At 47.8% G+C, this 12,745-nt stretch carries 12 protein-coding genes and 1 pseudogene; 11 read left to right on the top strand and 2 right to left on the bottom strand.

Annotated elements, in window-relative coordinates:
* Window positions 1-15: 15 nt before the first annotated feature.
* Window positions 16-2,325: a helix-turn-helix domain-containing protein gene (locus NSQ39_RS14685; RefSeq protein WP_175076634.1), complete on the bottom strand. Its 2,310-nt coding sequence runs from the start codon at window positions 2,323-2,325 to the stop codon at window positions 16-18.
* 209 nt (window positions 2,326-2,534) lie between these two features.
* Between NSQ39_RS14685 and NSQ39_RS14680 the strand changes: the two genes are divergently transcribed.
* From NSQ39_RS14680 to NSQ39_RS14630, 11 genes and pseudogenes are all read left to right on the top strand, one after another.
* Window positions 2,535-3,488, top strand: a complete 954-nt coding sequence (locus NSQ39_RS14680) for an ABC transporter permease (RefSeq protein WP_175076635.1) — start codon at window positions 2,535-2,537, stop codon at window positions 3,486-3,488.
* 27 nt (window positions 3,489-3,515) lie between these two features.
* On the top strand, window positions 3,516-4,637 hold the full coding sequence (locus NSQ39_RS14675) for a glycoside hydrolase family 88/105 protein (RefSeq protein WP_175076636.1): 1,122 nt from the start codon (window positions 3,516-3,518) through the stop codon (window positions 4,635-4,637).
* Complete coding sequence (locus NSQ39_RS14670; protein ID WP_373688044.1) at window positions 4,634-5,116, top strand: lipoprotein YteS; 483 nt, start codon at window positions 4,634-4,636, stop codon at window positions 5,114-5,116. The genes NSQ39_RS14675 and NSQ39_RS14670 overlap by 4 nt, the downstream gene beginning before the upstream one ends.
* A gap of 19 nt (window positions 5,117-5,135) precedes the next feature.
* On the top strand, window positions 5,136-6,413 hold the full coding sequence (locus NSQ39_RS14665) for a Gfo/Idh/MocA family protein (RefSeq protein ID WP_175076637.1): 1,278 nt from the start codon (window positions 5,136-5,138) through the stop codon (window positions 6,411-6,413).
* A gap of 15 nt (window positions 6,414-6,428) precedes the next feature.
* Window positions 6,429-7,061 (top strand): YesL family protein, encoded by a 633-nt coding sequence (locus NSQ39_RS14660; protein ID WP_175076638.1) that lies wholly within the window; start codon window positions 6,429-6,431, stop codon window positions 7,059-7,061.
* 36 nt (window positions 7,062-7,097) lie between these two features.
* Window positions 7,098-7,457, top strand: coding sequence for a DnaJ family domain-containing protein (locus NSQ39_RS14655; protein WP_046129311.1), 360 nt, complete (start codon window positions 7,098-7,100; stop codon window positions 7,455-7,457).
* A 136-nt stretch (window positions 7,458-7,593) separates the two neighbouring features.
* The gene (locus NSQ39_RS14650; RefSeq protein WP_175076639.1) at window positions 7,594-8,700 is read left to right on the top strand and encodes a response regulator aspartate phosphatase; all 1,107 of its coding nucleotides are present in this window, start codon (window positions 7,594-7,596) and stop codon (window positions 8,698-8,700) included.
* Window positions 8,697-8,846 carry a hypothetical protein gene (locus NSQ39_RS14645; RefSeq protein ID WP_164918172.1) on the top strand — a complete coding sequence of 50 codons (150 nt, stop codon included), beginning with the start codon at window positions 8,697-8,699 and terminating at the stop codon, window positions 8,844-8,846. Before NSQ39_RS14650 ends, NSQ39_RS14645 begins: the two co-directional genes overlap by 4 nt.
* Before the next feature lie 64 nt (window positions 8,847-8,910).
* A complete protein-coding gene (locus NSQ39_RS14640; RefSeq protein WP_046129309.1) occupies window positions 8,911-9,225 on the top strand; it encodes a rhodanese-like domain-containing protein in 315 nt (104 codons plus the stop codon).
* Window positions 9,226-9,495: 270 nt separating this feature from the next.
* Window positions 9,496-10,937 (top strand): annotated as a pseudogene (locus NSQ39_RS14635) (anion permease).
* 217 nt (window positions 10,938-11,154) lie between these two features.
* The gene (locus NSQ39_RS14630) at window positions 11,155-11,337 is read left to right on the top strand and encodes a sporulation protein Cse60 (RefSeq protein WP_048355238.1); all 183 of its coding nucleotides are present in this window, start codon (window positions 11,155-11,157) and stop codon (window positions 11,335-11,337) included.
* 19 nt (window positions 11,338-11,356) lie between these two features.
* On the opposite strand, the gene NSQ39_RS14625 is transcribed toward NSQ39_RS14630, so the two are convergent.
* Window positions 11,357-12,703, bottom strand: coding sequence for a gluconate:H+ symporter (locus tag NSQ39_RS14625; RefSeq protein WP_216899575.1), 1,347 nt, complete (start codon window positions 12,701-12,703; stop codon window positions 11,357-11,359).
* Window positions 12,704-12,745 lie beyond the last annotated feature (42 nt).

Genomic DNA, 12,745 nt, shown 5'->3' with positions numbered 1-12,745 from the left:
CGGGACCGCCTTGTTTTATGCCGAATGGTTTTTCAGTTCGCGATACTTTCCCGGGGTGATCCCTTCGAGCTTCTTGAACGAACGAATAAAGTTTTGCGGATTTTTATATTTCAGTTTTTCAGAAATTTCTTTAACGGATAAGCCCGTTTCCGTCAGCCAGCTTTTGGCGATATGATGGCGGTACGATGATAAATATTCGCTGAATGATATCTTCATCTCTTTTCTGAAAATGCTGCTTAAATAGTTGGGATTGTAATGCAGTCTTCCCGCGATCGATTCCAGGGTCAGATCGGTGTCGAATTCCTGCTGGATGATGTGGACGATTTTCTCCGAGATGTTTTTATACTGCGATTCCTCTCTGACGCTCAACGTTTCGATCATGTTGCTGACGATTCGGGTGTTCAGCCAGCTTTCGATCTCTTCTATTGTCGTCAGCTCAAAAATGTCGTCATACAGCATATTATTGCCGTCCGGTTCAAACAGCTCGATTCCGAGAAGGTGCATGAATTCAATTAAATTGTTGAGCAGCCTGACAATCGCAATTTGGCAATGATGAGGGTTCGTATTCTCAGAACAAACCGTTTCGATTAACTGATGGAGCCGTTCAGCGGCTTTTTCCCGGTCGCACGCTTTAATCGCTTCAAACAGTTCGTTTTGGAGTTGCTTTGGAAACTGGGTCAAAAATGCTTTGTTCCTGTCAAGGTGCTCAAAGAAAATGATCGCGCGTTTCCCGGATTTCAGCCTGTAAGTCAACGCTTCAAGCCCTTCCAAATAAGCGTGCTTGGACATGGAGAGGCTTGTAAAAGGCTGGCTGATCCCGATGCTGACAAATAGCCCGAGCTCCTCATGGATCTTATGCTGGATCGATTCGGCGGTACTTTTCAGCTGCTGATGAAATGTGTCAAGCGATTTGCCGCGGTTCAGCATCACGGTTGTTTGCGTCTTATCGATCACGACTGAAGGGAGACGGTTTTCCTTTGGGATCGACTGTTCGACAAGGCTGTTGATCGCAAACAGCAGGACGTCCAGGTCTTTTTTTTCGTACGGCGTATCCTTCAAGGTGTCAATTTGCAGGGCAAGGACGGAAAGGTGGCTCCAATCGTCCGAAAAGCCGAGGCCTGAAAAGCGTTCTTTCGTTTCTTCTTCAATCAATTTGCCGAGCAGAAGCCTTGTTAAAAAATATTGCTTCAGCTGTGTGACCTGTTGCTCGACCCGCTTTGCGAGGTCGTAATTTTTGTTTTTCATTTCTTTAATATTCCGCTCGATCAGCTCGAATTCGCTTTCGTGACGCTCTTTGCCCGCATCTGTTCCGGAAGCGAAGCCGGAAACGGACTCATATAAAACTTTGATCGGCTTGTAGAAATGGCGTGAGCCAAACCAGGAGAACAGTAATGAAAGCGCTAACAAAATGCCGCATATCGAAAACGTAAACCAGCCGATTGAGGCGGTCTGCATGTAAAGTTCAGGCATCGTCGTCATTGAAACGTATATCCAGTTGTTATAGTCTGATTTCTGGTATGTAATCTTATAGTCCGTATCGCCGATTGATACGTCAAACTGTCCGTTTTTTGAAGAAAGCTGCCTGATTTTTTGAAAGTAATCTTCATGCCGGATCGATTGCCCGATCTGTGACCGTTTTTGATGAAGGATGATGCGGCCGTTGTCATCAAGCGCCATCATGCTGTTTGTCTTCGACTTCAGGGGCATTCGTTTGACGAGTGAACACGACGGAATGCTGGCGATGGCAAGTCCTTTATGCCGCATGCTGTTTAAGGGAAGCTGTTTGACGAGATTGACGTTGTACGGGCAGTCTTCCGCACCGCTTTCCTTCGTGGCGACAAGGGCGTTGTTTTTTTCAAGCACCCAGCTTGACCGGCTTTTCAGCGAGTTGTAGAGCGAGACCATCAAAGCCTGTTTCCCCTGATCCAATTTGTACAGTCCGGAATTGTTGATATACCACTTTTTTTCCTGGCTGATCACTGTAATGTCGGATAAATCGGTGTCGAATGTCTGCAGTTTATTTAATTCCTGATTGATTTGGTTATAAAGCTGGAAGCGTTCGGGTGTGATGCTGCGGCTGAGCGTCTCGATTAAGGGATAGGAACGGACATAGTTGGTGAAGGAATGGTCAACCGTTTTTAAAATATGTTCGATATTCAGCTGCATCTGTCCAACGGTTTGGAGTTTTTCATTTGTGACGTTTTGCTCGATTGTTTCAGCTGATCGCTGATAAGAAAAAAAGCCGACGATGATGACCGGGATCGTGCTGAGAATAAAAAAGAATGTCACCAGCTTATAGTAAAACCTGTATTGTCTCCTTTTCATAAATTCCCCCCTAAACTCCCCGAGATGGTTATATATAATTAATCCGACTTTTGTGTAAATTTGTCAATAATCATTTTCTAATACAGGTTTCATTTTATCAGGTCATATACGCCTCCGGGTAAGGTGCGGGCCATGTGATGAGATGATTGTAGACGAATTTTTCAATGCTGGGATAAAGTGAAAGCAAACATCGTGAAGGGAGGCCGTTTATGAAAGCTGCAGAAGCTCAGGCCGGACAAGAACCGGCCCTTGTTGCCGGAAAGCGTATTTTTGCGAAGGCGTTTCAGCAAAAATATTTGTATTTGATGATTCTGCCGGGGCTGATTTATTTTCTCCTTTTTAAGTATGTGCCCATGTGGGGGATCGTCATTGCGTTTCAGGATTACCAGCCGTTTCTCGGCATAACGGGGAGCGAATGGGTCGGCTTTAAGCATTTTGAAAGGCTGTTTACGGAGCCGACTTTCTTTATGCTCTTGAAAAACACGCTGATCTTGTTTCTTCTGAACCTCGTCGTATTTTTTCCAATCCCGATTATATTGGCCCTTCTGTTGAACGAAGTCAGAATCGTGCTGTTCAAAAAGCTCGTTCAGACGCTGATTTATATTCCGCATTTTATGTCATGGGTCATCGTCGTGTCGCTTTCATTTGTCCTTTTAACGGTAGACGGGGGACTGATAAATGAAATCATCGCTTATTTCGGCGGGGAAAAAATCAATTTTTTGCTTGACGAAAACTGGTTCAGGCCGCTCTATATTCTCCAGGTGATCTGGAGGGAAGCCGGCTGGTCGACGATCATTTATTTAGCGGCGATTACGGCGGTAGACCCGCAGCTTTACGAAGCGGCGAAAATGGACGGGGCGAACCGTCTGCGGAGAATGTGGCATGTGACCCTTCCCGCGATCAGAAGCGTGATCGTGGTTCTCCTGATCCTGAAAATCGGCGATACGCTGGAGCTTGGATTTGAGCATGTGTACCTGCTATTAAACGCGACAAACCGCGAAGTGGCTGAAATTTTCGATACGTATGTGTATACGGCGGGCTTAAAGCAGGGGCAGTTCAGCTACAGCACAGCCGTCGGTTTGTTCAAGGCCGCTGTCGGACTCATTTTAGTCATATTTGCAAACAGGATGGCAAAGAAATTTGGAGAAGAAGGTATATATTGACATTTTTGATGAAAGGATTTGAATGCCATGAATCGATCTCTCATCACAAAATCGCCTCTTCACGTTGCCGAGGAAGCGGCAAACACGGTAATGAAAACGTATACAAAGGATAAGCTGCCTCCCGCGGGCCGCTGGCATTATCATCAAGGCGTGTTCTTATGCGGGCTGATTCGCCTTTGGGAAGCGACAGGGAAGGAAACGTATTTTGATTATGTAAAGGATTACGTTGACTATCTCGTTGATGAACACGGCAATTTTTATTTCAGCAGAGATGAGCTTGATGCCGTTCAGGCAGGCCTTCTTTTGTTTCCTTTGTATGAAGAGACCGGTGATGAACGGTACAGGAAAGCGGCGGAAAAGCTGAGGGGCCTGTTCGATACGCTGAACCGGACATCAGAAGGAGGCTTTTGGCATAAAGATAAATATCCTTATCAGATGTGGCTTGACGGTCTGTATATGGGCGGACCTTTTGCACTCAAGTATGCAAGGGCCTTCGGCGCTCCCGAGCTGTACGACTTGGTCATCCTCGAAGAAACCTTGATGAGAAAGCATACGAAAGACCGTCATACGGGATTGTATTATCATGCCTGGGACGAACGGCGCAGCACACCTTGGGCCGATCCTGAATCGGGATGCTCGCCTGAGTTTTGGGGAAGATCGATCGGCTGGTATGCGCTGGCGCTCAGCGACATGATCGAACTCCTTCCGGAAGAAAGCGGAATGAAGCGCGAATGGATCAACACGCTTCAGGAGATGGTCAAAAGCCTCGCCGATTTTCAGGATGAAGCAACGGGGTTATGGTACCAGGTCGTTGACAAGGGAGAGCTGGCAGACAATTGGCTGGAAAGCTCCTGTTCGTGTCTCTATGCATATGCGATGGCAAAAGGGGTCCGCATGGGCTACATCGATCAATCGTATATGGAACGGGCCGTGAAGGCGTATAAAGGGCTCCTGGAGAAAAAAATCGAGATCAGGCCTAAAGAAGGCTTATTTTTGAAAGATATATGCGTCGGGACTTCCGCGGGAACATACGAGTATTATGTCAGCCGCGAAAAAAGCGTCAATGATCTGCACGGAGTGGGCGCTCTCATTATGGCGCTGGCAGAGCTTGAAAAAAGCGGCCGCTTTCAGGAAGAGGGAGACAAGTGAAAAAGGCGGTTTTGCCGATGATTCTCACCGCGGTGATGCTTTTTTTGTCAGCGTGCGGCAAAGCGGATTCTGAAAAGACAGACGTGTTTATGTTTTCGGATGCGTCTTCAGACATCAAAGAGAAGATTAAAAAGGCAGCCGGGAAAAAGGGGATAAATGTCACGTTTTTTCCGGCCTCTCCAGAAAAACTGCTCGTCGAAATTGCGGCAAAGGAAGGAGATCTGTTTGTCGTTCCCGAAGACATGTTTAAACCGTTTTTTGATCCGGAAGGGCTCCGTCCGCTCGGCTCTGATCCTGAAGGAGAGGGGCCGTATACAGCAGACGGACAAAAGGTCTATGCAGCGGTCATCAAAAAAGGGGAAAAGCAGCTGAACGGCTATTCGTTTCAGCTGAATACGGATATGGCTGCCTTTATCCCGATTTATGCGAAGAAAACCGATGAAGCGCTTGAACTGATCGAGGGGCTTCTAGGTCAATGAACAGAGGTGTCAATTGCCGATGAAAAAGTATGTGATTTGCGGCTTGAGCGGCCGCGCAGTCAACATGTTTATCGAGCCGCTTGTAAGGGAATACAGCCGCGGGCACCGGATCGCGGCACTCCTGGACGACGATCCGCTCAGGGAAGCCGTCTGCAAAGAGCGCTTTCCTGAGCTCCGTTCGGTTCCGTTTTTCAGGGCGGAAGCGTTCAGCGACATGATCGAAAAGGTTGATCCCGACACCGTGATCGTGGCGAGCCGCGATGACACGCATGTCCGCTACATTTTGGGCGCTTTGCAATCAAACAAAGACGTCATAACGGAAAAGCCGATGGTGACAACGGTAAAAGACGCTGCAGCCGTAATAGCCGCCGAAGCTGAAAGCGAAGGAACGGTGACGGTCACCTTTAATTACCGGTACAATCCGTATCACCGCAAAATTAAAGAGATGATCCTCGAAGGAAAGCTCGGCAGAATCACGTCCGTCGATTTGAACTGGTATATCGATACGTATCACGGAGCCAGCTATTTTAAGCGCTGGAACAGGATGAGAAAGTATTCCGGAGGGCTCAGTGTCCATAAGTCGACTCACCATTTTGATCTTGTCAATTGGTGGCTTGATCAAAAGCCCGAGGAAGTCTTTGCTTACGGCGGATTGTATTATTACGGGCCTGACGGTGAAATGAACCCTGAAAAAGGCGAAAACCGCTATTGCGGTACGTGCCGCGTCAAACAGGCATGCCGCTATTTTATGAGGTGGGAAGCGGGAGATGCGGAAGACGATCATATCCGGTCAGACGAACATCAGCATCTGCTGTACACCAACTACAGGCCCGACGCCTGCATTTTTGACGAGGAAATCGATATAGAAGACACCTATGCGGCCGTTTTGAAATATGACGGCGGCGCCCTATTAAACTACTCCGTCCATTTTTCCGCTCCGTATGAAGGCTACCGCCTCGCGATAAACGGTACGAAAGGAAGGCTGGAAACGACGGAATATCATGCACCCGGAAGAATTCCTTTCGAGGTGCCCGAACAGACGATCGAGTATTTTCCGCTGTTTGAGTCAAAGGAAACGATCCGTGTCGTCCGTCAGCCGGGCGGACACGGCGGAGGGGACCCCCTGCTGCTCAGGGAGCTCTTTAGCGGCAAAGATCCTTTCAGGGAGTATGACATTCTGGCCGGAAGTGAAGCAGGGGCTTATTCGATCGCAGCCGGGGAAGGAATGTGGCGTTCGATCAAGGAAAACAGGCCGATCGGGATCGAAGAGCTTCTTCATTCCCGGCAACACACCTGAAAGGGGGCCGTGTGAGTGGAACAAAATAATTCCCTGGGGAGAGTAATGAGCTTTTGCGAATGGGTGGTGAGATTTTCCTATACGAATGTGCTGTGGTTTATGTTTACGCTTCTCGGCTTTGGCCTGCTTGGATTTATGCCGGCGACCACCGCTTTATTTTCCGTCATGAGAAAGTGGATTATGGGCCATACGGACATTCCGGTTTTCAAAACGTTTTGGCGGGCGTACCGCGGGGAATTTTTCCGCTCCAATGCGATCGGCCTCATTTTGACGGCGGCGGGAATGGTTATTTATGTTGATCTGGCCTTCATTTATCCGGAAAATGCCTTCCTGCACATCCTCCGTTTTGTCATCATGACGTTCGGCTTTTTGTTTTTCATTATGCTGTTTTATCTGTTTCCGCTCCTTGCCCATTTCGACTGGAAAAAGCGGATGTATCTCAAATTTTCGCTCATCCTCGGGGTGTCGTATTTGCAGTATACATTAACGATGATGGCTGCATGCGCCGCGCTTTACGTCGTGTTTAGCTATCTGCCGGGAATCGTTCCTTTTTTCAGTGTCAGTCTGTTAAGCTATACGGTCATGTGGCTTGCCTACCAAGTATTGAGGAAAGCGGGAGCAGCCGAGCCGGACTCTGCTGAAATCTGATGCTTGCGCCTTAGAGATGAAAGGAGTCGATTGTTCGTGGGCAAAGAAAACGATGAAAGGTATCTGCATTGGATCGATCATGTCGTGAAAGACAGCCTTGGAAAAGATGGGATACAGTCGCTTCCGGGATTCGGAAAGCCGTTGAAAAAAGAGGCTCTCCAAGGGGACGCCCTTTCCAGCACCCTGAAAAACGCCCGTTACCTTCCGGAGTGGCTCCGGCTTCAAAAAGAAATCAAACAAGAAATCGAAAATGCGATCAAATCCGGGAACCGAGAAGAAAAGGTCGGCTCGATCAACCGAAAAATCAAACGATACAACCTCTCCTGCCCAAGTCAATTCCAGAAAAGCCTTGTAACAGCAGAAAGTCTCGAGAATCAGCTTGAAGCCTGGAGCTGACCGCTTGTAAAATACCGCAAATTTGATAATGATAAAATAATTGCCAATAACAATCGTTTTTTGTAAAATAGAATCATGAAGAAAAAGGAAATAAAGGCATATATTGTTTTTGAACATAAGAAAGGATGAAAAGTGAGTGGAAACGAAAACGGCATACGAAAAAGCGGCCGGGCTCATGAACCAATGGTATACCATGATCAAACGCCACGAAGCGCTGCAAGCGGTCTCGTTAAAATACGAGATTGAGAATCTGCTTGCAAACATGGAAACACGCGGAGACCTGTTGCTTTATTTTCACCTCTTGGATTACCGCCACAAGCTGATGACAGAGCAATTCGCAGAATCCGCTAAGGCGTTCAGGGAGATTCAAAAGCAAAAGGAAGCGGTCAAATACGCGGATGACCTCATTCAATATTACTTTTTCTTTTTTTCCGGCATGTACGAATTCTATGAAAAAAATTATCTTGAGGCGATCAGCTTCTATAAAAAAGCGGAAAGCAAATTATACAAAGTGACCGATGAAATAGAAAAAGGAGAATTCCATTACAAAATCGCGATCGCATACTATCAGGTGGACGATCATTTCCGTTCCATGAACCATGCCGAGAAAGCCCTTTCCGTTTTCGGCAGGCGGGATGAATACATAGACAAGGCCATCGGGTGTGACATGATTCTCGGGTCCATCCAGTTTGACCTGTTCCGTATCAAGGAAGCGGAAGAACATTACAGACGGGCGTTGGAAAAGGCCGCTTCTTGCCATCATCACAGGGTTGTCGGGCTCATTTTTCATAACATGGGGGTGAACTACGCCAATCGAAACATGCCGCTTTTGGCAGAGGAACATTTCAGAAAGGCGCTTGCCATCAAGGTTCATGAACAATCGATTTTTGGGATCAACACCTTTTTCGAACTGGCCCGCAACCTGTATAAGCAAGGCTACGGCGAAGAAGCGAGGCAGCTTTGCAAGGAGGGTTTTTCAAGGGCGGCGGAATACGGAGAGGAAGAGTACATGGCGAAGTTCAGGCTCATCTTTGCTTTATACGACGGTGGACACCCGCTTGACATCGATTTTGCGCTTGAATATTTGACAAATAAAAAGCTGTGGACGCATGTCGCCGAATTGACGAATGACATTGCCGATTACTACATGAGGCTTGGTAATAAAGAAAAAAGCGTTTATTATCTCGAACAATCGCGCGATGCCAAACATCAAATATGCAAGATGAAGGAGGAACTCATATGAAAAAAGCTGTTTGTTTTTCAGCTGTCATGCTTGCCTGCCTGATTGCGGGCGGATCCTTGGCGTGGGCTTCCCCGCAAAACGAGACGTTTAACATATCGGGAAAGTCTGTGTTTCCTGATAAAGGGACACAGCAGGCGACGTCTTAAATAGCATTCGCTCCCTGAATTTTGCTATAATAATCACACCTCTACAATCAAGGGAGCTGGAAGTATGACAGTAAAAGAGATCACCCCGGACGAATTAAAAGAAAAGCTTTCAAAAGGAGAAACGCTTTATATCGTCGACGTCAGAGAGGATGAAGAGGTAGCGGAAGGCATGATACCGGAAGCCGTCCATATGAAGATGGGCGACATTCCCGATAAGCTCGATTTCTTTCAAAAAGACGTGCCGTATATCTTTGTCTGCCGGTCCGGAAAGCGCAGCGAAAACGTCTGTCTCTATCTCATGGATAAAGGATTTGACGTGACAAATATGGTCGGCGGCATGCTCGAATGGACGGGTGACACGAAGCCGAAAACAAAATAGGGGGAAAAACTTCTTATCGCAAAGAGATAAGGAGTTTTTCTTTTTTTATTCAAACAATTGATAGAAATTAGTCAAAAAACAAGGTGAAAATAGGTCGCATTTTACATATTTTGATATGTTTTTATAAAAAAATTATTGTAAAGTAGCTTTTGAAAGGATTGTAAAAATGATCGGTGATTTTGATAGGGAGGTGTTTCGAGATTTAATCGGGGTATTCTGACGGATTAAGTAAAATATCAAGCAAACATCGTAATACGGAGTGATAAAAAAATGGCAATGATTGAGCAAGCACACACTTCACAAGCATCATCCGAGATCAGATGGCCCCCATTGCTATTGACGGTGATGATCGGTGCCGGCATTTGGCTGATCGGACCCCCGGCGGGGATCGAGCCGAGGGCATGGCATTTATTAGCGATATTCGTCGCGACAATTGTAGGCTTTATCTGCAAACCGCTTCCGATGGGATCGCTGTCGATCATCAGCATGATGCTTTTGATCGTCACCGGGACATTAAAGACACAGGAGGCGCTCGCCGGATTCAGCAATACGACGATTTGGCTGATCGTCGCTGCATTCTTTATCTCCCGCGGATTTATTAAAACAGGTCTGGGAACGCGGATTGCCTATTTATTTGTTAGACTGTTCGGAAAGAAAACGCTCGGCCTTTCGTATTCGCTGATTTTATGCGATTTGATTTTGGCCCCTGCAACGCCGAGCAATACGGCCCGGGCCGGCGGAATCGTGTTTCCGATCGTCCGCTCTTTGGCCGAAGCTTACGGTTCGCGTCCGGGCGACGGGACGGAACGAAAGGCGGGGGCATTTTTAACGCTGACATCCTTTCAGGGAAACATGATCACCTCAGCGATGTTTATGACGGCAATGGCTGCAAACCCTCTTGCCGTATCCTTCGCAAAAGCGGCAGGAGTCGACATCACATGGGGCGGCTGGCTGTTGGCGGCTTTAGTCCCGGGTTTGATCAGCCTGATCGTCATTCCGCTGTTTATCTACAAGGTTTATGGTCCCGAAATCAAAGAAACGCCCGGAGCCAGACAGATGGCCATTGATAAATTAAAAGAGCTCGGTCCTGTCAAACGCTCAGAAAAATACATGATTTTCGTATTTATCGTGATTTTACTATTGTGGATTTTCGGCGAGAAGGTCGGGATCGATGCCACCGCAACTGCGCTGATCGGCCTATCTTTATTGCTCGTCACAAGCGTTTTAAGCTGGGATGATATTAAAAATGAAAGGCGGCATGGGACACGCTGATTTGGTTTGCCGCACTCGTGATGATGGCGACTCAGCTCAATGAATTAGGGCTGATTCCTTGGGTTTCAAATAAGATCAGCCAGTCTGTCGGCGGGATGTCCTGGATCACGGCATTGATCGTGTTGGGCGCCGGTTATTACTATGTCCACTATTTCTTTGCCAGTTCAACAGCGCATGTCAGCGCCATGTATCCGGCATTTTTGGCCGTAGCGATCCATGCAGGGGCACCGGCCATGTTAGCCGCGCTTCTTCTTGGCTTTTTCGGCAATTTATTCGGTTCAACGACGCATTATGGAGCAGGTCCTGCACCTGTATTGTTCGGTTCCGGCTATGTCACGCAGGGCAAATGGTGGTCCATCGGCTTTTTCGTTTCCATTTTGCATATGATCATCTGGTTTGGGACAGGCATGATCTGGTGGAAGCTGCTCGGTTTCTATTAAGACAAGCAAATTCGAATTAGGTCAGGCAGTATGAAACAGAAGATTAACGGCACATGCAGAAACATGATCAAATGCGCCATACCGGCATATCCACGCATGCAACATCTCACTGAGCGAGAAAAGATCAAATCTCCCCGGAATCGGTTCGGGGAGATTTCTTTTTCATTCATAACTTCTGCACTTCGCGAATACCTTTCATATAGAAAGGAGAGAGCGTATGCTGAAGGTTGCCGTATTTGATGAAGAACACGAAAAAGATTTGCAGCACGAAATCAACGAGTTTTTAAAAAAGCTGTCAGAAGACCAGCTGATCGATATAAAATATAACGTGTCCGCTGCATGCGATCCCCAGGGCGAACAGCTTTACTGTTTTTCGGCGTTGATTTTATATAGAAAGTAAGCCGTAGAAGAGACTTAGTTCAGACGAAAACATCCAAAATCATCGTAAACGCAAGACCTGATACCGCAGTGATGGTGGAAAGCACCGTATACGTTCCGAAGGCTTCCTTTAACGTCATGCCGAGTGATTCCTTTACCATCCAGAAGCCTGCGTCATTGACGTGGGAAGCGATGGCGCTTCCTGCTCCTGTCGCCAGTGCGACAAGCTCGAGATTCACATCAGGCATAGAGGCAAGGGACGGGATGACGAGACCGGCTGTCGTCAGAGTTGCCACCGTTCCGGAGCCAAGGCAGATGCGCAGGATGGCCGCCACCATCCAGGCGAAGAATACCGGTGACATCGATGTTCCGGAAAAAATGGATGCTACATAATCTCCTACACCGCCGTCGATGAGAACCTGCTTTAAGGCACCGCCGCCGCCGATGATCAAAAGCAGCATCCCGAGGGCATTGATGGCAGAACCGCAGGAATCCATCAGTTTTTGAATCGGGACCTTTCTTCTGATTCCCATTGTGTAAACCGCTACCAGCAGCGAGATGACCATCGCGGTCGATGAATTGCCTACAAAGCGGATGATATCAATAAACAGATTGTCTGAGAATTTCAGTTCTGCCTGGAGGATATCGACAGCGGCACCGAGTGCAATCAGAATAACCGGGAACAGGGCAGTGAAGACGCTGACCGCGAATCCGGGCATTTCTTCTTCCTTGAATGTTTTCGCAATCCCGAAGGATTCGCTGCCTTCCCGCGTCCAGGCAGAAGGGACGATGCGTTTCGCAAGCTTGGGATACAGGATTCCCGACAGGATCACCGTCGGAATCGCGACGATGATACCATAAATAAGGACAAGCCCTATATTCGCTCCGTACTCCGCAGCAACTGCTGTCGGACCCGGGTGGGGCGGAAGGAAGGCATGCGTTGCGAGTGCGGCAGAGACCATCGGCAACCCAAGATGTACGATGGAGACCCTGAGCTCCTTTGCGATCGAGAAGATGATCGGAATCAGCAGGACGATGGTTACTTCGAGAAACAGCGCAATCCCGACGATGAAAGAGGCGAATAAAACGGCCCACTGGATGCGCTTTTCGCCGAAGCGGTCAATCAGCGTGGTAGCGATGCGGTTTGCCCCGCCGGCGTCGGCAATGAGACGGCCCAGCATGGCGCCCATCCCGAAGATCAGCCCGATATGGCCCAGCGTTCCGCCTAAACCGTTTTCAATGGAGCCTACAACGTCTGACATCGGTATGCCCAAAAGCAGCGCCACGATAAAGGAGACAATGATCAAGGAAACGAATGTATTGAGCTTGAATCTCATGATCAAGATGAGCAACAAGAGTACACCTAAAGCGATGATGAGTAATGGCATTTGTTTTTCCCCCTAAAGTCTATTTTTGTAAGCGGTTACAAA

Source organism: Bacillus sp. FSL W8-0848 (genome assembly GCF_038007805.1).
Classification (GTDB): domain Bacteria; phylum Bacillota; class Bacilli; order Bacillales; family Bacillaceae; genus Bacillus; species Bacillus glycinifermentans.
Note: the sequence above shows the minus strand (reverse complement) of the source record. Positions and strands in the feature narration are given on the sequence as shown.

Coding starts and splice junctions, on each gene's coding strand:
- NSQ39_RS14685 (WP_175076634.1), bottom strand. CDS start 2,325: ATGAAAAGGAGACAATACAGGTTTTACTATAAGCTGGTGACATTCTTT.
- NSQ39_RS14680 (WP_175076635.1), top strand. CDS start 2,535: ATGAAAGCTGCAGAAGCTCAGGCCGGACAAGAACCGGCCCTTGTTGCC.
- NSQ39_RS14675 (WP_175076636.1), top strand. CDS start 3,516: ATGAATCGATCTCTCATCACAAAATCGCCTCTTCACGTTGCCGAGGAA.
- NSQ39_RS14665 (WP_175076637.1), top strand. CDS start 5,136: ATGAAAAAGTATGTGATTTGCGGCTTGAGCGGCCGCGCAGTCAACATG.
- NSQ39_RS14645 (WP_164918172.1), top strand. CDS start 8,697: ATGAAAAAAGCTGTTTGTTTTTCAGCTGTCATGCTTGCCTGCCTGATT.
- NSQ39_RS14640 (WP_046129309.1), top strand. CDS start 8,911: ATGACAGTAAAAGAGATCACCCCGGACGAATTAAAAGAAAAGCTTTCA.
- NSQ39_RS14630 (WP_048355238.1), top strand. CDS start 11,155: ATGCTGAAGGTTGCCGTATTTGATGAAGAACACGAAAAAGATTTGCAG.
- NSQ39_RS14625 (WP_216899575.1), bottom strand. CDS start 12,703: ATGCCATTACTCATCATCGCTTTAGGTGTACTCTTGTTGCTCATCTTG.